Below are 22078 nucleotides of genomic sequence, written 5' to 3' on the forward strand. Positions count from 1 at the left end.
CCTGATGACCAGTCGTCAGGGGTGCGATACCGGTCAACCGCTGACCTTACACAGCATCGCAAACAGCTACAGTGAAGACTTATTACTCCCGCCGTCCACTGATGCCCGTCAGTCAAGCCGGCGTACCGTCAAGGTGGGCGTCGTTATTGATGCTAATACCCCTTTCGTCGTTAATCTTGATGACAATTCCATCGAAGGTATCGTCGCGGATTATCTAAAAATCATCAGTGATGCCAGCCAGCTCTCTTTCCAGATGATTGGCTATTGTGATTATGGTCTGGTTTTGAATGCACTGGAAAATGGCCAGGTCGACTTAATGGCGGGGACGCCAATGCCTGCTCAGCCAGGACTGATTGCTTCCCATGCTTTCTTTACTAACCGGCATGTTGAAGTGCGCAGTAAAAATTGGGATCCCACTAAACGCACACATCCGGAAACGGTGGCCATCGTGAATAACGAGCCGCTCTCGCCGGAGTTTTTATTTAATTATCATGCCGATAAAATCGTCGCCTACCCTAACCAATTACAGGGGTTGCTGGCGGTCGCCTATGGTAATGCCGATGTGTTTGTCGCCAATGCTACGTCAGCTAACTATTTGATTGACCAATTACAGCTGCTGACACTGCAAATTCGAAATTTTGCACCTTATCATCCTGCTCCTTATACCTTTTTGGCGCTGGAAAAAAATCAAAAGCTGATTGATTACATTAATCAGATTCTGGAATTACTGCCTAGCCGGGCCACCGGTGATATTCAACAGCGTTGGTTTGGTAGCAAACATCATTATAATATTGATGCCAAATTACTGCTGACAGAACAAGAAGTTAGCTGGATTCAACAACATCCGGTGGTGACCTATGTAGCCCCGCTGGATTTGGCACCGTTGATTTTCCGCGATCGCCAAACCGGGGAGATGGCGGGTTTCTCTATTGATCTGATTGATATTATTTCACGCCGAACCGGCATTAAATTTAAACCTGTTTACACCAAAGATAGTGGTGAAGGTGTCCGCGATTTTATTGCCGGAAAAACAGATATGCTGCCCATCGTCGCGGTGCGTAATGGTCAGTATGGCAACAACCTCTACTCGCTACCGGTTGCCCAATCTTTATGGGGCATTTTGACGCGAGAAGATCGTATCGATATCAACAACGTCGCAGACTTAGCTGGCAAGCGCGTTGGGATACAATCGGGCAGCACTTCCGCTGGGATGATTAGCAACCCTCTTTTGGCCCAGAAAATCACCTTTGTCGAAGCCCCCGACACCATGACGTTGGTGCGCTGGTTACAACAAGGGAAAGTAGACGCAATCATCAAAAATATGATGACCGCTAACTACCTATCAGCACAGAATTTTATCCCCAATATCAAGACGGTCGCGGTTACCGGGGAAGAACCCTTAATGATGGCATTTGCCATTAACCCGGTGCTGCCTGAATTAAAAGCCATCATAGATAAAGTGATTGAATCTATTCCCCCAGAAGAATTAGACAATCTGATCAGTGAATGGAGTACATTCAAACCGAAACCAACCTCTTTTGATGAATATTCAGCAGAAAATGAATGGCTGATGCTGGCGTTAAAAATAAGCTCCGGCTTATTGCTTGTCTTCGGTTTGTATCTTTGCTACCTGGTGTTTAATAAACGCCGCCAGGCCACGTTACTGCATGCCCGTTTACTCCAGCAAGAGTCGATTATTAATGCTTTACCCTTTGCTGTTTTTATTCGCACCACAAATGGTGAGCTAGCGGTTTATAACAGCCACTTTGCAGATGCACATCAAGATAAGCTGAACGATATGCTCAATCAGAATACTGAGCAAGCCCACTGGCCGATGACCAGCCAACTTGATCGCGAGATAGATAAGTATTGTCGTGATGTTTTACGCGATAGAACGCCGCAAATGGTGGATTTATCTCTTGAGATCAACGGCGAATTGCGTGATATCTTCCTGTGGATTATTCCTCTGGATAATGCTGAGCGCAGCCTACTCGGCGGTTGGCTGGATATTAGCCAACGAAAAACTGTTGAGCGGCAACTGGAAGCGGCCCGTGTGGAAGCCGAAAGCGCCAACCGCACCAAGAGCACATTCCTGGCGACCATTAGCCATGAACTGCGCACACCAATGTATGCCATTATGGGGCTCTTGGAGCTGGAAATACGCAGCGCCCAGCCAGTGGATAAAAATACACTGGTGACGGTATCGAAATCGGCTCAATCTTTGATGCTGCTGCTTGATGACATTATCGACTCCGCCAAAATCGAAGCCGGTCAACTGAGTGTCCACCCTGCTGTCGTCGATTTCCGCCAAGAAATAGAGCGAATGTTTACGATTTATCAACCTATTGCCGATGAACGCAACCTGAGATTCTCTGGCTGGCTGGATAACCAAATCCCTGATTTAGTTATGGTTGACATGCTACGCGTACGTCAGGTGATGGGCAATCTGTTGGGCAATGCGCTGAAGTTTACTGAACAGGGCAGCGTGTCTGTGGATATCACTTGGGAAGCCATCGACGAACAGTATGGCATAATGAATATTGATATTACTGATACCGGCATTGGCATCTCCCCGGCGGCGCAAGCCACCTTGTTCCAGCCATTCAGTCAGGCCAATGAGGGCAAATCGCCACGTTTCGGTGGTTCCGGCTTAGGGTTATGGATCTGCCATCAATTGATTCACAAAATGGGCGGACAAATTACCTTAGAAAGCCAGCTCGGCAAGGGGACTAGCCTGTTCATTAGTTTGCCGCTCGCGGTGGCAACTGCCGATGATTTACCGCAGGATTCAACCATTGTACACGCAGATGAAACGCAGTTGAGTCAGTTGAAAAACTTGCGCATTCTGGTCGTCGATGATTTACCGGCCAATCGTCAATTACTGCAACAACAGCTAGCCTTTATCGGCATTGAGCAAGTCATGAGTGCTGAAAATGGCGCAGAAGCTTGGCAAATATTACAGCATTACAGCTTTGATGCCGTAATTACTGACTACAATATGCCGCTGATGAATGGTTACGAATTGGCCGCCCATATCCGCAATAGTGCGGCCATGAAAGATATGGTCATTATCGGCTGTACCGCGGATGCGCGGGAAGAGAGTATGACCCGTTGCGGTGACGCCGGTATGAATGACTGCATGGTCAAACCTGTGACGATTGATACGCTGCGTACCACCCTGCTTCGCCAAGAAATTATTGGTAGTGATATGGATATTATCCATCAGCACGCCGTCATTGATGTTGATGTCACCGCGCAAGATAGCGCGCATCAGGAAAACACCATTTCAGTTGACAGTGAGCAACCTTCACCCCTTCTGACGGCACAAAAAAAGCTAAAGTCACTCTCCGGGGGCAACAGCGAGGTGGAGCTGAAACTATTGCAATCATTGCTGGAAAGCAATGCGCAAGATACAGCGACATTGACGACACGGTATACATATCTCACCACCCATGATGACAATGCTATTTCTCCTGATATTTATACAGAAATGGCCAGCTTGGTTCACCGAATTAAAGGCGGTGTACAGCTGATTGATGCCCTGAAACTGGTAGAGAGTTGTCTTAAATTCGAATCTTTACTGCATGCACAGGATAGATATGCCGTCATTTCTTATGGCGTTGATTACTTGACATTATTGACGGAGACGAACCAGTTATTGGTGGAATTAATTGCCTCCTACTCTGAAATAGGCAGTTCTGCGCGATAAAATAAAAGTCGGAATAACGTTATTACTAAAGGCCCATCAGACATTCTGGTGGGCTTTTTTAATATCTAATTTTTATATTTTATAACACAAATATAAATCCGCACTCAAACACCAACCCAACCTATTGTAATAATTATACATTTTAATTTCATATCGTTTATTCAGGATAAGTTCCTACACGATTTGTGGGAAATTTCATATATAAAACAAAGACGCCTCTCATTCTGTTACTTCGATTTTCCCTTTACACTACCGGTGATTCCAAAACCAGATAGAAAATATAAATAACGGATGGTCATATTTAGCTTAATGATCGCTCATTTTGTTGAATGCTGGAGATCCCCGTTGACCAAAATATAAATCATAAATTTAAGTGGAAATAACATGGGAAAAACATTAATGACGTTGGTGCTACTTACCCTACCGGGCGTAGCGTTGGCAGCGACCTCAAATAACACTATCAAGTTTCAGGGAGAAGTTGCCGAACAAACTTGCATGGTTGATATCAATGGCACAGCCAACACACCTGTTGTTCTATTACCAACTGTCTCAACCAGCAACTTGAATCAGGTCAATTCAGTCGCGGGTAAAACCAATTTCACCATCAACCTGACTGGCTGCAATATCGCCATACAAGACACCAAAATCAGCTCGGTCTTCCAAGGGATGAATGTCACACCTGCTGGTAATCTGGGGAATGTTGGGACAGCACAAAACGTTGCTATTCAATTACTTGATACTAACGGAGCGCCTATTCGTATGTCTGGCGGCAGCGTTTCTGTCCCCGGAATTACTCTGGCCGCGGGTGCAACATCTGCATCCCAAGATTTGGCCGCACAATATATTACGGAAGAAGGTCGCGCAACAGCTGGGAGCGTTATTGCTTCTGCTCAATATGCGATCACCTATCCCTGACTATTCGTGAAATCCAAACTGTTTCATGAATACGTTGGCCAACCGGTAACGGAGCCGATACAAACCAGAAAAACCAAGGATATGTAAGCGCTATGACACTGATTGCCCACAAATTTATCGCCTGCTCGTTGTTGCTGCTTAGCGGGGTACCCTTATGGACGCAAGCCAGTGTTGTCATGACAGGGACACGTATCATTTATCCTGAAGGAACACGGGAAAAAGTGCTGCAACTCAGTAATAAAGATGACCATCCTAATTTAGTTCAATTATGGATGGATGACGGCAACAATCAGTCTTCACCATCAAAAAATGATGTCCCTTTCACATTGACACCACAAATATTCCGCATGGAAGCCCAAAGTGGGCAAGTGGTTCGTTTATCGTATATTGAACATAATTTACCCAAAGATCGTGAGTCGGTTTTCTATTTAAACTTCTTACAAATACCCGCGTTAAAAAAAGCAGACACGCAATCTGAAAACAAACTGGTTTTGATTGTTAATAACCGGCTGAAAGTCTTTTATCGCCCTGCAGCATTAAAAGAAAATGTTGATGACCTGGGTAAGAAAGTCCGTGTCACTCTGGAGAGCACAAACGGCGACAAAATCAAGATACTTAACCCGACGGCTTATTACATAAGTCTGCGTGATGCCAAATTAGTGAGTGACGGGAAAACCATTTCATTTGCAACTAGCGAAATGTTTGCGCCCAACTCAACCACTTCTCTGGCTTTGCCCGCAGGTGTTAAAGCTAAAAAGGGGGAATTGCTCACGCTGAACGTGGTCAATGATTATGGCACCAACATTCCCAGCGATTATCATTTGTAATGCGGTCGTGATGATAATCCGCTATGTGCCAGGCGACAGGGATAGCCAGTGAAGTTTGCTCCTTGGTTACCCTACCTGCTGACACCAAGCCTGTTGGTCAGTCATTTTGTATCAGCGGCAGATGAGAACAAACAAGACGAATATGTGTTTGAGGATGCGTTATTACGCGGTTCATCACTCGGCTTGGGTTCCATCTCCCGCTTTAATAAAAAAGACAGTTATGAAGCAGGCAAATACCAAGTTGATCTCTATATGAACAACAAGTTTGTCGATCGGATCGGGCTGCTGTTTGTGACAAAAGATGACGCGGTTATCCCCTGCTTATCAGCATCACAACTGCAACAAGCCGGCGTTAATGAAAATGTGCTGAACAATGTCGACCCGGAAGATAATTGTCTGGACTTTAAAACCCTGCTGCCCGCCAGTGATTACCACTTCGATTATGCCAAGTTGCGTTTTGATTTATCAGTGCCGCAACTGTTTGTTAAAAATGTCCCACGCGGCTATGTTGACCCACGCAATCTCACGGCAGGAGAGACCATTGGTTTCAGTAATTATAATTTAAACCAATATCACGTGGGTTATAACAAAGATGGGATTAAACGGACGACGGACTCAAGCTATTTAAGCCTGAATAATGGTATCAACGCCGGTATGTGGCGTTTTCGCCAACAAGGCTCTTTGCGTTATGACCAAACTCGCGGTGCAAGCTGGACATCTAATCGGCTATATAGCCAACGAGCCCTGCCCAGCATTGGTAGTGAAGTTACCGTGGGTGAGACATTCAGTTCTGGTCAATTTTTCTCCAGCCTCGGGTTCAGTGGTGTGGCACTGAGCACGGATGACCGCATGCTGCCAGAGTCACAACGGGGTTATGCACCGATTGTTCGGGGGATTGCCAGAACCAATGCCAAAGTCACGGTATATCAAAATAATCGGCCCATTTATCAGAGCACCGTTTCGCCGGGTGCATTTGAATTCAATGATTTATCTGCCACCAATTTGGGCGGTGACCTCACCGTTGAGATTCAGGAGGCCGATGGCAGTCTTAGCACCTTCCAGGTGCCATTCTCCTCGGTGCCAGAATCATTGCGCCCCGGTTATTCCCGTTACAGTTTCGCCGCCGGTCAGGTTCGCGACCTGAGCAGCCATGAAGTATTTAGTGAATTGACTTACCAACGCGGGGTCAGTAATGCTATTACAGCCAATACTGGGATGCGCTTGGCATCAGGATATCAAGCGGTTATGTTGGGCGGCGTTTTCACCCACTATATTGGGGCGCTGGGGCTGGATGCCACCTATTCCCATGCCAGCCTTCCTGGCGATGCCGACTCACCTGACAATAAACAGCAGAATGGCTGGATGGCCCGCGCCTCTTTTAGCCGGACGTTTGAGGCCACCAACACGACATTATCTGTCGCGGGTTACCGTTACTCCACGGAAGGTTACCGTGATTTAAGTGATGTGCTGGGCATCCGGGCCACCAGTAGTGGCAAAGTGTGGAATTCGGGCACTTACCAACAGCGCAGCCGAGCAGAAATATCCCTCAATCAGAATTTCAACAGTTATGGTTCGCTGTATTTAACCGCCTCCTCACAGGATTACCGCAATTCGCGCAAGCGAGATACTCAGCTGCAATTGGGCTATGCCAATACCTTGTGGCGCAATACCAGTTTTAACTTGGCGGTTTCACAACAAAAAACCGGCGGCGGCAACAATGAAACTTACTTTGTCGACCCCGGCAGTGGCATGCCTGCCGCGAATGGGGCCAATATCTTCGCCACTAATGAGACTGTGGTACAAATGTCGCTCTCATTCCCATTAGGGGGCAGCCCACAATCACCTTATATCTCCGCCGGGGCGGTCAATAGCCGGGTTAGCGGTGCCAGCTATCAGACATCGCTCGCCGGTGTGATGGGCGATGATCAGTCGGCCAGTTACAGCATGGATTTTGCCCGCAGTGAGCAAACCAAGGAAAACACCTTTAGTGGCAGTTTACAAAAACGTTTGCCCACCACCAGCCTGAGCGGCAGTGCATCGCGCAGCCCGGGTTATTGGCAAGGTTCTGCCAGTGCGCGGGGCGCGGTGGCATTCCACAGTGGCGGTGTCACGTTGGGGCCGTATCTCAGTGATACCTTTGCATTGATAGAAGCTAAAGGGGCCAGTGGGGCTAAGGTGATGTATGGCCAAGGTGCAAAAATTGACCGCTTCGGCTATGCCTTGGTTCCGACCTTGACACCCTATCGCTACAACACCATTACCCTCGATCCCGATGGGATGGATTTCAATACTGAACTCCAGGATGGCGAGCGGCAAATTGCGCCTTATGCCGGCTCCGCCGTGAAGGTCAAGTTCCGTACCCTCAGCGGATATCCAATTTTAATCACGGTCAGACTGGCCGATGGTAGCCAAATACCGATGGGAGCTGTGGTTTACAGCACTGGCGCTACAACCGATGACAACAGCGACGCGACGCCACAAAACTTGGAAGTCGGCATGGTCGGCCAAGCCAGTCAGGCATATTTACGGGCTGAACATTCCCACGGGTCGCTGATGCTGGTCTGGGGGGATGCCGCCAATGAACGCTGTCAGTTAGATTACGATTTAGGCACGCCTAATCACGATAAACAGCTGTATAAACTCGATGCCTTGTGTGTCGTTACCCAACATTGAATCAGAGAAACAGTATGAATCCTATGACACGTCAGGGTGCCAATCACCCCCTATGCAAGCCTCTTTTCTCCGGCGGTTGGCGCTTATTCTTTGCACTCTCGCTACTGAGTTCCGTGTTGCCCGGCTATGCCCAATGTGTTTGGAAAGGGGCAAATATTGGTGGCGATAATTACGGAGCCTCCTTGCAACTAGGCAACATCAATGTCACCAGTAATTATATTCAGCCCGTCGATTCAATTTTGGCGTCCAGCATTATTAGTTTGGTACCGGCGCGTTTTTGGTCCGATCCCGAGGCTGTTATCTATGAATGTGATCTCGCCGATAAAGACAGTTTATTTGAAGTATTTGCCACTAACGGCGACAGCAATGTCGGTGGCTATAGCAATATGGGCGACAACTATTTTCAAACTTTTTTCCCTTACACCGCGTTAAAACTGATTCATGTGGATAGTGGCATTGAGTTCACGCGAATCTGGCAGCAAGTTCCGCTAAAAAAGTATGATATGGTTGGCAATAAGATTCAGATTAAAGGCAAGCATTTCAGCCAGATCCGCGCTGAATTGAAAAAGGTCGGCACTGTCGACCGAACCCCCGGCCCCTCCAGCTGGGGCTGCTCGGGGCCAGCGGCAGATAACTATTCCGGTAGCTATACCTGCAATCAGCCCAATGGTTATGTGGTGTTCATGGGGCCGGGCATGCCAGTGCCGGAAACAGGCTATGATTCAGCGACAAATTATCAGACCTGGGGCTCAGGCCGCTATATGGCGTTCGGCATGAATACCTCGCCAGTTTCTATCCTGACGCGTAAAAATACCTGCGTTGTGCGCAATGTCACGCCCTATGTCATCTTCCCCATCATCACCGTCAGCGAACTCAATGATAATCAAACGCGCAGTGCGGATATCACCGTTGACATTGAATGTCAGGCCGGCACCGAATCAGGAATTAATAGCGGGCAAACCGCGCTCGGCATTCAAACTTCATTGCCAGGCTATCTGATAGCGCAAGGGCTAGGATTGGTCAATTCCGCAGGCGGTGTCAGTTACTTGCTTTCCGACCATTATGGTACTGACAGCCGCATTGCCACTGGCGTGGGAATCAGCCTCAGTGATAGCAATGGCGGGCCGATGAATTTTGTTGGCTGGGGCGGGTGTGTCAGCAATTGTGCCTCGACAGCCAGCGCAGGTTGGTATCCGGTGCTGAGCGGGGCCAATGCGAATGGCAGCCATGCTGCCGGTTTCAACAGCTACTCACACAACTTCACTGCCACCTTAAAAAAACTGCCTAACGGCACCCCAACCGCCGGTAAAGTTGATGCTACCGCCTATGTTTTGGTGAAAATACAATGAGAAACTTGTGCCTATTTTTATTGATGTTAAGCATTAATCCGCACGCCAGCGCGGGGCTGGTGGCGGCGTCAACCCGCATGATTTATCAGCCTGAATCGCGCGAGCGCACACTGATGTTGGCAAATACTAATGATTACCCGGTCGTGGTACAGACTTGGGTTGATGATGGCGATGTTGACAGCACACCAGATCAAGCCAAGGCCCCGTTCATGGTGTTACCGGCTGTATTTAAAATGCAACCCGGTGCCGCCCAAGGGCTACGTATTATCAATAAAGGGGACAATTTGCCGAGTGACCGGGAATCAGTTTATTGGCTGAATTTGTACGAAATCCCGCCGAAATCACGGCGTAACACCGATGCCTATGCCCAAGTGGCGATGGCCATGAATACACAGATGAAAATCTTCTATCGGCCAGCGGGATTAACCCCTCAACCGGCGGAAGCCATGAAAAAAGTCAGTTTTACCCTCAATAAGCAAAATAAAGAATATGTCCTCACTGCTCATAACCCTACGCCCTATCACGTTTCTTTCGGTCAGATTCAGCTCAAAAACCGGCAGCAAAGCTATACTATCGCGCAAGAGATGAACATGATGCTCGCCCCCTTTGCAGAGCGGCAATATCAGTTTGAGCATTCGCCAACATCACTTAGCGGTGAACAGACCTTGGACTATGTATATTTCGATGATGCTGGTAATCAGGTAAAAAACAGTCAGTTAGTCAAAGTGACACCGTAATATCTGGCGATAAGTTTGAATAAAAACCACATGAAAACCGACAAGTTTGCTGAAAAACAAGCCAATAAGCTCATTCTCTCAGCAAACGCACGTTTTTAGTGTTTTTCTACTTTGACAAATGCCACCGCCCTCGCTATTATTCGCCTCGTTCACACGATTCCTCTGTAGTTCAGTCGGTAGAACGGCGGACTGTTAATCCGTATGTCACTGGTTCGAGTCCAGTCAGAGGAGCCAAATTCTTGTTTTCATGCCGCTTTGCGAATCCTTATGTGATTCAGATTCAATAAGTTAGCGTGAAAAACCTTCCCGATGCATTTTCAGTCTTCCTTCCGCATCAGGAGAGTTTGGTGGTCAGATTTGGGGTAAAGTTAATTCGATGCACTGAATGCCCACTAAATGTCTCTTAATGATTCAAAAATCCGCAACGTAAAATCATCAGCAAAACCCTTCAAAGTTTCCGATTCTGACAGTCTGTATCTTTTAGTTCATCCAGGCGGTTCACGTCTCTGGTATCTCAAATATCGTATCAATAGAAAAGAATCCCGCCTCGGGCTTGCTGAATAAATCTAACTATTGGTAGCTATCAGGATCAAGTCATCACACTCCTGGCCTTGTCGCGCTATCTCGTGGCAAAACAAATGTTAAAAATGACGCGGCAGGTATGCCAGAAAGTGTACAAATTGCCTGAGGAAGTTACTGACAGAGGGACTTTTATCTAAATCCGATTTATTCAACAAATCCATTGCAGGGATACAACAGAGGCTAGCTTTCTTATATTTGGCCTATTCTAGCTGCTCGGATACCAGTAAAGGGCCACTTCATTGTTCTGCAGGCAACAAATTGTCACCGGCAGAACAATTTTATCTGTTGCCTGCCTAAAATATCGGCATCGTGGCTTCTGCTAATTGACGACACCAATGAGATCGAGTCTATTAATCTAGGCCATAAGTCAGAGTGTAATAGTCCTTGTTGAGTGGTCTGTTTTTGGTTTCAGTCTCTTCCACACAGGGCGAGCTTTTATCTGGGCTATCTTTTAGCGAGTTACCTAACAGCGGATCGCTATCAGATAAATGCTCATCCAACTCGCATTCCGCAAGCGGATTGTACTCGCCGCTGAATGTTGCATATTCATTAGCCTGATTATATGAGCCCGCATTCACATGGCGAGAATTCGCTAAACCAGCGACTTTAGTGAGTGTGCCGTCGTTTTCCAGGATTCCAGCAGTCTTGTTGATTGCTGAGCCTACGATGGGATGAATATTTTTAATCGTGCCGGGGCGGGTGACTGGCACGGAAGCAATCATCCCTTGGAAAGTATTGCCGTGGCGGTTAAGCGGGTTATAAAGCGCTATTTTGGCCGCCGGTGTTTGTTGTGCTGCGGTGGAGTGAATATTTTTAATCGTGCCGGGGCGGGTGACTGGCACGGAAGCATTCATCCCTTGGAAGGTGTTGCCGTGGCGGTTAAGCGGGTTATAAAGCGCTATTTTGGCCGCCGGTGTTTGTTGTGCTGCGGTGGAGTGAATATTTTTAATCGCACCGGGGCGGGTGACCGACGCGGAGGTCATCATCCCTTGAAAGGTGTTGCCGTGGCGGTTCATTGATGACGACGTATTTCTTATCGAAGCGACGCTGGCTGAAAATTTTGTACTTATCCAGTCTGCGACGAACGAGGCGCGAACGGTATTTTCAGTTACCATGCGCAACCCATTTATTGAGTTATTGATTGCTGTCATTTTCTTTACTTCCGTTTGATGGTGTTAGGGTTTGCTATATTCAAACGGCAGGGATTTTATTTCTTCCAAAATACGCTTATTTCTGGGTTCGCGGCACAACCGCAAAATGCGACATTTGATTTTTGTGAATACAAACGGTGAAAAAGATCAACTGTGAAATATTTACATTTGTAGGTATCAAATGCTATTACTGTTCTTGAACCAACATTTTACACGTTTAATAAATAGGCCTATTCTGGAGAATAAATGTTAACAATAAACGATAGCAAGCATAGAACAATAGATATTGAAAAAAGAAATCACTTTTTAAGACGGCATTCGTTTTCTGAAGGAGATCAATTTTCTTTAAAAAACAAATTAAAAGAGATAAATAACTCGCCATTGAGTCTAAGGCGTAGTGAGTTAATTTCTAATCTTGCACTGTCTGATAGTAATCAAACTCTAAGTAATCTAGTAAAAATTGAATATAAGGACAGTAAATTAAGTCAAATAAACAGCAAAGATTATGTATATTGTGGTTCAACAACAACACTCCCTGTTAATTATTGTGGAATGTCTCTCGATAATAATGGCCACTTAGTTTTAATTAAAGGGGATAGTTATGATTTTTTTGAAGGGATCTTCAAAAAATACACTACAGGTTATAAGTATAAAACTTCACAATTGATAGATAGTGAATGTGACAAGAAATTTAAAAGTCTCTACATAGATGATAATGGTCTATTAATCGGTACTGAGCGAAATACAGGAAAAAGTTATGTCATAAACATCTCTATTCCTGAACTCGATGTAAATAGTAAGGGGCAGTTCATTACTCTTGATTTAACAGACTATTCCTTGGAAGGAAAAAAAGAAGATCTAACATTTAAAATTGACAATAACCACTCCGTTTCATACTTTACAACAAACAATAAGTTATATTTAAAATCAATTCAAGAAGGAGATAATGTAAAAGATTATTCATGTTTACTTTATGAAATTAAAATCCCATTACGTACAGGTTATAGCCTCTCAAGCATAAAAAAAACAATGGGTGTTTTACAGGTGGAGATTAAAAATAGAAGTAAAAGGAGGGTTCTGTTTATCGACCCCAGACATATATCATCTAAGAAATTGGTCGTTAATAAAATAAGCCATAAGCCGCCACAAGTGTTTTCATCGCGCATAGGAAATGATCCTCATGAAAAATATCATGCAGGTCAACCTTTTACATCAGATCGCAAGGCTAATTTCAGCAGCAAAAATATCCCTTTGTTTTCATCTATAATCGATACATTTAGGACAAATATAAAACAAGCTAAACAACATTCCGTAGAAGGTCGACATAAAGAGGCTATAACGCATATCGCAAAAGCTATCGACCCGGGAATTAGTGCGGTTTATACTACAGTTCCAAGTTTGGTTAAACCAACAGCCTCAGCAATTGGGAATAATATTGACAGTAAAGAAAAATTATACGGCCATAATATAAATAGACTGAGGGCTAATGCTAAACCTTTATCAAAGGTCGCTAATGATGCTCTGGGGGTAAAACCAGAGCAAAACCTGTCAAAATCATTAATAAATTTGGCTAATGAAATTAAGCCCAAAGATACATTACATTTGACCAGTTCTGACAGGATAGCTGCATTCTTTGGCATTGCTCCCGGTGGCCCCCCCTTCGCTCCGGGATGGTTCGCTGGTATTGTCGCAGAACTATCAGATAGTCACAGCCTGACAATAGCCAAAACAGAAACTAGCAATATCAGAGTCTCATTTAACAATCGTCATAAAGTAGCTGCTACTGGTTTGGTTGGCACCGGACAAGGGTGGGAAAAAACATTACTGAATACGCCGAAGATAGATTACATGAAAGTAATGCCCTTCGAGGCAAATGCTATTATTGCCGCACAATGTATCTTAGGTAACAATTTCTCATTTGATATGTCAGAAGAACACTTCAAAGAATTTGCCACACAGTTTTCAGAACCGAAAAAAGACTCTTTGCTTAGAAATATGACCATTACTGAAGCTAAAGCCGAAAAAATAAAAGAAAAGGAATTTTTCATTAGACTTGAAGTCAAAGGAGAACTAAGGCTACAAGTAGGAAGTATGGTTAATCCCAGCACTTATATGGTCATGCCCCGAACAGCGGTGGGGGCGCGCTTGGCATTAGATTTATTAAAGATAAAAAGCAATACGTCAGAAGCGGCAGATAAGAAGGATAATATATTCCATCCCGACAAAGAAAATTTTAAAGTTACAGCGCTTGACCATGAGGCTGCTCTCTTCGCTGAGTGGAAGATAATGCCGATTGCTATGCATGGTGGGGGGGATGATATACTCTGGTGTTATCCATTACCTTTACTGGAAGAAAGTAAAACGCTGGCTCAATACACTAATAAAAATTCATTGACCATTTTTGAAAAGGCAGTAAACAATAAGCAATCGACAACACTTGTCAATAACTTACCTACCATAAATAGTATTAACATTGTTAGGGATACGCCAATTTTAATTACTATTAATGATAAAAAAGGTGTAAAAGCAGGGCTAAAGCTTAAAAAAGCGGCAAAGGTGGATAAATATATGGGGGTGGTTGATGATACCCTTAGAGAATTAAGAAAGTCTTTAGTTAATAAGCAAAGGAACAGCCAGAATAAATCCAGTGAAATAAACGTTATATCTCATTATGAACCAATTACCAGCCCATTTCTTCCTTCGGAAGTGGTAATGGACAATCAGTTATCGAAACCCAACACTTCTGAAGCCAAAGCTTATAGATTAAAAAAACTGGAGTTTCGCAGGAACAGTTCATTACAACACAAAGATGCTACTGTTCCGATGCCAATTCTGAATTTATCAAGTATTCACAGTATTACTTACGATCAATTCTTAGGTGAAATTGAATTTCTGTATCACAGTAAGAGTGATTTATCGCCGGTGAATGTAAGACGTAAGCTAACTACTTTATATTGATAAGATAGGGTCGACTGGTAGTCAGACTCGGGGTGGCGGCCGGGATCTGCCCTATCAGTCGACGGTACTTGTGGTAGCGCCCATCCTCCCGGCTCAAAAGAGCACTTTTCCCTGAAAAGTTGTGTCCAGCGGATTTTTGGTTAAACTCTGAACTAAAATTTCTTTTTTTCATTGAGACACCTGTGTTGTTCTGAGGTGAGCATATCACCTCTGTTCAGGTGGCCAAATTCAGTGTGCCACTACAGTTATAAATCCAAAATCATTGCATCACAAGGAATTGTGTTTTTGCTGGTCACTCTGGGGTCTTGACAGAGAGATGATTTAGATTCAGCTTATATATTAGCCAGTTACTGGCTAAAGAGAACCCAATCAGAGGAGCCAAATTAGAAAATCCCGCTTGGGCAACTAAGCGGGATTTTTGCTTTCTACTGCAAAAAATATCGTTAATCAAATACTCTGTAAGTGGAGCTTGGTCGGGAATAATAAAGAGCTATCATCACAGCGCATAAAAAATTAAAGCAGCAATGCCTCCGAATAAAAGCCACTTAATAAGATAATATATTCTGCGATTCCAGGCTTTAAGACGTTTGCCCACCTTACGTACCGCATAGATATATTTAAAAATTCGATTGACGCCCCCAGTCCTGTCCCCCTCTTCATTGGGTGCGGTAGCGGCACTCATTAGATTTCGCCCTAGCCAATGGTTAACCCACTGTGCCCAACGATAGCGCATTGGGCGCTCAATATCGCAAAATAAAATAAGCCGGTCTTGCCCACTCTGATTTTCAGCATAGTGAATATAGGTTTCGTCAAACAATATTCCCTCACCATCACGCCAACTGTAGGTTGTCCCATCCACATCAATAAAACAGCGATCATCATTCGGGGTAATTAAACCAAGATGATAGCGCAAAGAACCGGCGTAAGGATCACGGTGACGAGGTAAACGGCTGCCATCTGGTAATTCAGCAAACATTGCTGCTTTCACCGAGGGCAAGCCCTGTAATAATGTGGTTGTATGGGGGCACAACGTCATTGCCGATGGGTGGCTATCTTCATACCACTTCAAATAAAAGCGCTTCCAACCCGTTTTAAAGAAAGAGTTAAAACCGGCATCATTATATTTATCCGATGCTTTTATTTGCTGGATTTCCATTAATGCTCTGCCTTCCTCCCTGATTTTTAACCAATTATCTCGTAATACGGCAAGTTCGGGAAAAAGGTCTTGCTTTAAATAGGGCGTAGAGGGGACTCGTGAAAATAAATACATAAAGACATTCAGTGGCGAAACGAATGTCGAATGGTCTGAGAGTTGACGCCAGAATTTATAACGAACCTTGCCGCGAAAATGCACATAAGCTACACATAGGATGAAGAGCAATAGCACTATATATTTCATGATGTCCTATCAATAAATATTTTCAGTAGCTAATATTTAGTCTATTCCAATTGAACTTTCCAACCTAAAAATATTAAAAATAATGTCATTTGGCGATAACATCATAATTAATAAGCAATAAATGTTTGAATGTCATGGTTATTTAATGTGAAACACCCGGTAAAACAGCGCCCAGCAGGAAAGTCTTCACTTAACTCTCGCAACAATTGCAATTCAAAACGCCCAGTATCAAGCGAATAGCTGAGCAACTTTGCCTCAAGAAAATCAAAATAACGCCCAAGTTGTGGGTATACCGCTTTAAATAAACTCTCTTTAGCAGAAAAAGCCAATGTCAGCAATTGGTTGAATGGTAATGGGCCATCTTGAAAACAGTAATATTCCTCTTCACTAAGAATACCCGGCCATAGGTTGTCCGCTCTTTCAACAGCAATTAAACTTTCGATATCTAGGCCAATACCATGCAGTCGACGACTTACATCTAACAGCTCATTAGCAGGTGCTATTATTTGTGCGCCGCACAACGCGCGTTGGGTATTATGGCTGATGCTGCCAATCAGCCCGGCTGGCCAGCATGGCGCGCGGTCGATACCATTGAGCAAAGAATAATCGCGGACTTCTAGCATATTAAGGACTTGTCTGGCAACAAAGCGCCCGGCCAGATATTCAGCACGCCGTTTAGCAACGGCTTTTTGTAAACTGCCCGGGAACGCGATGCCATATACGGTAAACAACTCATCCCGATAAACATTGACATCAAAATCACATTTAGCCAAAAGCCCATGAAATAAGGGTTGATTATTCAAACCGGCGGCGGGTAATGCGGCAAAGGTAAAATTACTGAGAAATACCGGCGTCACACGTTATCCTGCTTATGTTGATTCATAGCGTTTTATACCCTGAAAAATTTGAATCACAGGAGAGCGGCAATTAAGCCATCCCCGCAATCTGACACATTAAGTGACTGGGGTGGAACAAAGAAAAGACAGCTAACACTTCTGCAACTTGCAGTATGGCGGATATAGTAGTAGCTAACTCGCATTGTCACAATATCAGACCCAGCCATTTGATGTAAAACGTTAGTCACTTCAAGTTGCACCTCGTAAATGGCCTAAAAACGATGTCATTCACTCCTCATTTTTTGATTTTAATTCATCATGAAATGCCACTTCACAATTATTGAAACGCAGTTTCTCCCATTTCTTTTTCTGTGACAATGGTCAATTTAAAAGCAAATGTAAACAGCTAGGTTGAATGTCATGGGATAAAGGAATAACCCTTTCATATAACTATTTCACTATTAGAAATACTGTAATTTTATTTATTATTTTAATGAATTCTGGAGACCGCCGAATGAAATTTCCTAAGCCACTACCAACACTCTGCCTAGCAATTTCTACCATTTTATTTAGCCAAATAGCCACCGCGCAACAAATTAAAGCCGCTGATGTTCACCCTAAAGATTATCCCAATGTGGTCGCAGTTAAAAATATGGGAGACAAACTGAAGACGGCCACTGATGGTCGCCTGGAAATTAAAACATTCCCAGGTGGGGTGTTAGGTGATGAGAAACAAATGATAGAGCAGGCTCAAATGGGAGCAATTGATATTATTCGTGTCTCTATGACACCCGTTGCTTCTATTTTACCGGAGATCAGTGTCTTTACTCTGCCCTATATGTTCCGCGATGAAGATCACTTGCATAAAGTGCTTGATGGTAAGATAGGTCAGGAAATTGGCGATAAAATCACTAACAGTAAAGACTCAAAATTGGTCTTCCTCGGGTGGATGGATGCCGGCACTCGTAATCTAATAACTAAACAGCCGGTCATTAAACCTGAAGATCTTAAAGGCATGAAAATCCGTGTACAAGGTAGCCCTATTGCGCTGGCAACACTGAAAGCCATGGGCGCTAACTCACTGAGTATGGGGGTCAGTGAAGTATTCAGTGGCATGCAAACTGGGGTTATTGATGGCACTGAAAATAACGAACCCACTTTTGTCGCACATAACTATATGCCAGTCGTTAAGAATTATACCTTGAGCGGCCATTTTATTATTCCCGAATTGTTCCTTTATTCTAAAACCAAGTGGGATAAGTTATCTCCTGAAGATCAGCAAGCCATTCTGAAACTGGCAAAAGAAGCACAGGCAGAACAGCGGGTATTATGGCAAGCCTACGTACAGCAATCTCATGACAAAATGAAAGCTGGCGGTGTGCAATATCATGAAATTGATCATGACCATTATTACAAAGCTACCCAATCCGTTCGTGATGAATTTGGCAAAGATTACCAAGACCTTATCCAGCAAATCAGTGCTGTCCAATAATACTCTTTTGGCGGTATGACGCTGTTCGAATACCGCCTATATTCTGAGGTCTCCACTATGGCTCGCTCTTATCTATCAACGATGGATGTTTTATATCGCCTGTCAATCTGGGTTGCTGGTATTGCTTTAATTATTATGGTTGCGGTTATTCCTATAGGGATATTCGCCCGTTATGTGCTCAATGATGGCTTATCTTGGCCCGAACCCGTGGCTATTTTATGCATGGTCACTTTTACCTTTGTTGGCGCAGCGGCCAGTTATCGCTCCGGCTCACATATCGCGGTCAGTATGGTCACCGACCGGCTGTCTGAAACAGGTAAAAAAGTCTGCCTGATATTGGTGGATTTGCTGATGATATTAATAAGCCTGTTTATTTTGGTGTACAGCTACATTTTGTGCAGCGAACTTTGGTCACAACCCGTGGCGGAGTTCCCATTACTGACCGCCGGGCAAACTTATATTCCTCTGCCTATCGGCTCCGCTATTACCTTACTCTTTATTATCGAGCGCTTGTTTTTTGGCCCACAAACCCACCGCCCGGTCGTCATGATTGGCAATTCATAATTTGGGGAACTTTGCCTTATGGACGCATTTATTTTAGTTTTTACTTTGGCAATTTTGTTGGCTATCGGAGTGCCTGTGGCCTACGCCGTCGGCTTAAGTGCTATTGCTGGCGCATTTTGGATTGATTTACCTCTCGAAGCCGTAATGATTCAAATTACCAGTGGCGTAAACAAATTCTCATTATTAGCCATTCCATTCTTTATTCTGGCGGGTGCCATTATGGCCGAAGGGGGAATAGCGCGGCGGCTGGTAAGTTTCGCCTATATCTTCGTTGGGTTTATCCGTGGCGGTCTGTCACTGGTCAATATTGTCGCCTCAACATTTTTCGGTGCCATTTCAGGCTCGTCAGTGGCAGATACTGCCTCAATTGGCTCAGTGATGATCCCCGAAATGGATAAAAAAGGTTATCCCCGTGATTTTGCCGCCGCCGTGACTGCCAGTGGCTCAGTGCAAGCAATATTGACTCCTCCTAGCCATAATTCAGTGATTTATTCATTAGCAACCGGCGGTACGGTCTCTATTGCGGCTCTGTTTATTGCCGGGATCCTACCGGGCCTGTTGCTCAGTTTCACACTGATGCTGATGTGTGTCGGCTTTGCTTATAAGCGGGGCTATCCCAAAGGTGAACGCGTGCCCTTCCGTCAGGCGCTTAAAATCTTTGTCGACACATTATGGGGGCTGATGACGGTAGTCATCATCATGGGGGGCATTCTTTCCGGGATATTTACGGCCACTGAATCAGCCGCAATTGCCTGTTTATGGTCGTTTTTTGTGACCATGTTTATCTATCGTGATTATAAATGGTCAGAGTTACCCAAGTTGATGTACCGCACGGTAAAAACCGTCACTATCGTGATGATTTTGATCGGGTTTGCGGCCAGTTTTGGCGCCATCATGACCTATATGCAATTACCCGAGCGAATCACGGAGTTCTTTACCTCAGTTTCTGATAATAAATACGTCATTCTGATATGTATCAATATCATGCTGTTGCTGATCGGCACTTTGATGGATATGGCGCCGCTGATTTTGATATTGACCCCGGTATTGATGCCGGTCACCAATTCATTAGGCATTGACCCGGTGCATTTCGGCATGATTATGTTGATTAATCTCGGGATTGGCTTGATTACTCCCCCGGTCGGCTCGGTGTTATTTGTCGCCAGTGCGGTGAGTAAACAGAAAATTGAACAAGTGGTGAAAGCCATGCTGCCGTTTTATGGCGCGCTGTTCTTGGTGCTGATGTTGGTCACCTATATCCCGGAAATATCGCTGTGGTTGCCCAGAGTCTTTGGTGTGCACAACGGCTAAGATAGGCCGCTTTTACTCAGTTGGGCCGCTGACTGGCCCAACCGAGATAAATAAAATTAATTAAATCAATACCATAGACTCATGATTGGCCACCCCACCAGCAGCAACATGGTAATGTAGAACACCCCCATGATCCCGCCCAGCCGCCAATAGTCTTTTGATTTCACATAGCCGCAACCATAAATAATCACGCCAGGGCCGGTAGCATATGGGGTGAGAACCCCCATGATCCCAATAGACAATACTAGCAACATGGATAAATGTTCCATCGGCACGCCACTCAACCCTTTACCGACAGCTAAAATCACCGGCAACATGGTGGCGGTATGGGCAGACAAACTGGCAAACAGATAGTGGGAGAAATAAAACACTAACACTAATGCGACAATGGTCATATTCGGTGAGAAACCGTCCAGATGGGTGCTCATGGTGTTGGCGAACCAATCAATAAATCCGGAGCGAGTCAGGCCGTTGGCCATCACCACTAATGTCGCCAGATTGACCAAGGTATTCCAGGCGCTGGAGTATTTGGTAATATCCTTCCACGACACCACATGTAGCGCCAGCATCAGCGATACTGCCAGTAAACCGACCGCCGTTGCATCAATAAACTTACTGCCAAATACCCACAAACACAGGCTCAACAGCACCAAGCCAATCAGCGTCATCTCTTGGCGAGTCAAGGCCCCCATCTCTTTCAATGCTGTTTGTGCCCAAGCCGCCACTTCATCACTTTTGGTGACACCGGGCTTATATAGTACATAAGAGAGCCAAGGTGCGACGACCAGCAAAATTAAGCCCACGGGCAGGAATGCCAAGAACCACTGCATCCACCCGATATGCACACCGGCAATCTTATTCACAAACTCAATACCGAGCACGTTAGGTGCCGCGCCGGTTACAAACATGGAGGAACTGATGCTGGTGCCGATCACCATCATCCACATCAGATAACCGCCAATCCGCCGTGACGAGGGGTCATGCGGGTAGGAATCAAATAGCGGTGGCAGGTTTTTGACCACCGGGAACACCGTCCCCCCCGTGCGGGCAGTATTCGATGGAGTAAATGGTGCTAAGAGAATATCAATAATAACAATAGCATAACCCAATGTCAGAGTCCGTTTGCCCATGAATTTAACCATGAACAAGGCGATTCGACGGCCCAACCCGGTCGCTTCATAGCCGAGCGCAAAGATAAATGCGCCAAACACCAGCCAGACGGTGGTGCTGGAGAACCCCGCCAGCCCCCATTTCAATGACTCTTTACTACCATTGAAACTGGCATCGGCCACTTCCGCCGCACTGAATAGCACCCAATCAGAGCTCAGCACGCAAATCGTTACCGCAATAAAGCTTATCGCGGTGGCGGGAATCGGCTCTAAAATCATCCCGACAATCATAGCGACAAAAATCGCAAAATAGCGCCAGGCTTGAGGTGGCATACCTTCCGGCGTGGGTATCAATAGCAAAACCGCCAGCACCACAAAAGGCGCGAGCGCTTTCCATAATTTCTCATGCGACTTCAACATAAAGTGACTCCTATATACCCAATAGATTTCAAGTTGCAGTTAGACG

Annotated in this window: 14 protein-coding genes, 1 tRNA gene and 1 pseudogene; 12 read left to right on the top strand and 4 right to left on the bottom strand. The window is 45.1% G+C overall.

The annotated features are described in order from the left end of the window. Positions 1–4 precede the first annotated feature (4 nt). The 8 genes and pseudogenes from D5F51_RS11155 to D5F51_RS22760 form a co-directional block, all read left to right on the top strand. Entirely contained in the window at positions 5–3709 is a 3705-nt protein-coding gene (locus D5F51_RS11155; RefSeq protein ID WP_162301725.1) for an ATP-binding protein, read from the top strand. Between the two features lie 384 nt (positions 3710–4093). Next, a complete protein-coding gene (locus D5F51_RS11160) occupies positions 4094–4624 on the top strand; it encodes a fimbrial protein (protein WP_025377868.1) in 531 nt (176 codons plus the stop codon). Between the two features lie 92 nt (positions 4625–4716). After that, positions 4717–5451: a fimbrial biogenesis chaperone gene (locus D5F51_RS11165; protein WP_129196765.1), complete on the top strand. Its 735-nt coding sequence runs from the start codon at positions 4717–4719 to the stop codon at positions 5449–5451. 48 nt (positions 5452–5499) lie between these two features. Next, entirely contained in the window at positions 5500–8124 is a 2625-nt protein-coding gene (locus D5F51_RS11170; protein WP_129196767.1) for a fimbria/pilus outer membrane usher protein, read from the top strand. A 14-nt stretch (positions 8125–8138) separates the two neighbouring features. Beyond that, a complete protein-coding gene (locus D5F51_RS11175) occupies positions 8139–9473 on the top strand; it encodes a fimbrial protein (protein WP_162301726.1) in 1335 nt (444 codons plus the stop codon). Next, on the top strand, positions 9470–10210 hold the full coding sequence (locus tag D5F51_RS11180; RefSeq protein ID WP_025377864.1) for a fimbrial biogenesis chaperone: 741 nt from the start codon (positions 9470–9472) through the stop codon (positions 10208–10210). The genes D5F51_RS11175 and D5F51_RS11180 overlap by 4 nt, the downstream gene beginning before the upstream one ends. A gap of 158 nt (positions 10211–10368) precedes the next feature. Beyond that, positions 10369–10444 (top strand) — tRNA-Asn (locus D5F51_RS11185). 162 nt (positions 10445–10606) lie between these two features. Continuing rightward, positions 10607–10765 (top strand): annotated as a pseudogene (locus D5F51_RS22760) (Arm DNA-binding domain-containing protein); the annotation flags it as partial. A gap of 377 nt (positions 10766–11142) precedes the next feature. Here D5F51_RS22760 and D5F51_RS11195 read toward each other — a convergent pair. Continuing rightward, positions 11143–11943: a hypothetical protein gene (locus D5F51_RS11195; RefSeq protein WP_129196769.1), complete on the bottom strand. Its 801-nt coding sequence runs from the start codon at positions 11941–11943 to the stop codon at positions 11143–11145. Between the two features lie 246 nt (positions 11944–12189). Here D5F51_RS11195 and D5F51_RS11200 point away from each other — a divergent pair, with 246 nt between their 5' ends. Then, positions 12190–14901 (top strand): hypothetical protein, encoded by a 2712-nt coding sequence (locus D5F51_RS11200; protein ID WP_129196771.1) that lies wholly within the window; start codon positions 12190–12192, stop codon positions 14899–14901. A gap of 496 nt (positions 14902–15397) precedes the next feature. Here the strand turns inward: D5F51_RS11200 and lpxO are convergent, their stop codons facing one another. Both lpxO and D5F51_RS11210 read right to left on the bottom strand, forming a co-directional pair. Further along, the gene (gene lpxO, locus D5F51_RS11205; RefSeq protein WP_025377860.1) at positions 15398–16300 is read right to left on the bottom strand and encodes a lipid A hydroxylase LpxO; all 903 of its coding nucleotides are present in this window, start codon (positions 16298–16300) and stop codon (positions 15398–15400) included. 107 nt (positions 16301–16407) lie between these two features. After that, positions 16408–17157 carry a 4'-phosphopantetheinyl transferase family protein gene (locus D5F51_RS11210; RefSeq protein ID WP_129196773.1) on the bottom strand — a complete coding sequence of 250 codons (750 nt, stop codon included), beginning with the start codon at positions 17155–17157 and terminating at the stop codon, positions 16408–16410. Between the two features lie 493 nt (positions 17158–17650). On the opposite strand from D5F51_RS11210, the gene D5F51_RS11215 reads away from it, so the two are divergent. Genes D5F51_RS11215 through D5F51_RS11225 form a run of 3 tightly spaced genes read left to right on the top strand, consistent with a single transcriptional unit; the run spans position 17651 to position 20503 of the window. Next, positions 17651–18628, top strand: coding sequence for a TRAP transporter substrate-binding protein (locus D5F51_RS11215; protein ID WP_129196775.1), 978 nt, complete (start codon positions 17651–17653; stop codon positions 18626–18628). 57 nt (positions 18629–18685) lie between these two features. Next, the gene (locus tag D5F51_RS11220) at positions 18686–19192 is read left to right on the top strand and encodes a TRAP transporter small permease (RefSeq protein WP_025377858.1); all 507 of its coding nucleotides are present in this window, start codon (positions 18686–18688) and stop codon (positions 19190–19192) included. An 18-nt stretch (positions 19193–19210) separates the two neighbouring features. Beyond that, complete coding sequence (locus D5F51_RS11225) at positions 19211–20503, top strand: TRAP transporter large permease (protein WP_129196777.1); 1293 nt, start codon at positions 19211–19213, stop codon at positions 20501–20503. A gap of 65 nt (positions 20504–20568) precedes the next feature. On the opposite strand, the gene D5F51_RS11230 is transcribed toward D5F51_RS11225, so the two are convergent. Beyond that, positions 20569–22032 (bottom strand): anion permease, encoded by a 1464-nt coding sequence (locus D5F51_RS11230; protein ID WP_129196779.1) that lies wholly within the window; start codon positions 22030–22032, stop codon positions 20569–20571. Between the last annotated feature and the right edge of the window lie 46 nt (positions 22033–22078).

Origin of the sequence: Yersinia hibernica (assembly GCF_004124235.1) — a bacterium.
Taxonomy (GTDB): Bacteria; Pseudomonadota; Gammaproteobacteria; order Enterobacterales; family Enterobacteriaceae; genus Yersinia; species Yersinia hibernica.

What these genes read in the sequence shown, in the direction of transcription:
- D5F51_RS11155 (WP_162301725.1), top strand. Translation starts at nt 5, where the DNA reads ATGACCAGTCGTCAGGGGTGCGATACCGGTCAACCGCTGACCTTACAC.
- D5F51_RS11160 (WP_025377868.1), top strand. Translation starts at nt 4,094, where the DNA reads ATGGGAAAAACATTAATGACGTTGGTGCTACTTACCCTACCGGGCGTA.
- D5F51_RS11165 (WP_129196765.1), top strand. Translation starts at nt 4,717, where the DNA reads ATGACACTGATTGCCCACAAATTTATCGCCTGCTCGTTGTTGCTGCTT.
- D5F51_RS11175 (WP_162301726.1), top strand. Translation starts at nt 8,139, where the DNA reads ATGAATCCTATGACACGTCAGGGTGCCAATCACCCCCTATGCAAGCCT.
- D5F51_RS11180 (WP_025377864.1), top strand. Translation starts at nt 9,470, where the DNA reads ATGAGAAACTTGTGCCTATTTTTATTGATGTTAAGCATTAATCCGCAC.
- D5F51_RS11195 (WP_129196769.1), bottom strand. Translation starts at nt 11,943, where the DNA reads ATGACAGCAATCAATAACTCAATAAATGGGTTGCGCATGGTAACTGAA.
- D5F51_RS11200 (WP_129196771.1), top strand. Translation starts at nt 12,190, where the DNA reads ATGTTAACAATAAACGATAGCAAGCATAGAACAATAGATATTGAAAAA.
- lpxO (WP_025377860.1), bottom strand. Translation starts at nt 16,300, where the DNA reads ATGAAATATATAGTGCTATTGCTCTTCATCCTATGTGTAGCTTATGTG.
- D5F51_RS11215 (WP_129196775.1), top strand. Translation starts at nt 17,651, where the DNA reads ATGAAATTTCCTAAGCCACTACCAACACTCTGCCTAGCAATTTCTACC.
- D5F51_RS11220 (WP_025377858.1), top strand. Translation starts at nt 18,686, where the DNA reads ATGGCTCGCTCTTATCTATCAACGATGGATGTTTTATATCGCCTGTCA.
- D5F51_RS11225 (WP_129196777.1), top strand. Translation starts at nt 19,211, where the DNA reads ATGGACGCATTTATTTTAGTTTTTACTTTGGCAATTTTGTTGGCTATC.
- D5F51_RS11230 (WP_129196779.1), bottom strand. Translation starts at nt 22,032, where the DNA reads ATGTTGAAGTCGCATGAGAAATTATGGAAAGCGCTCGCGCCTTTTGTG.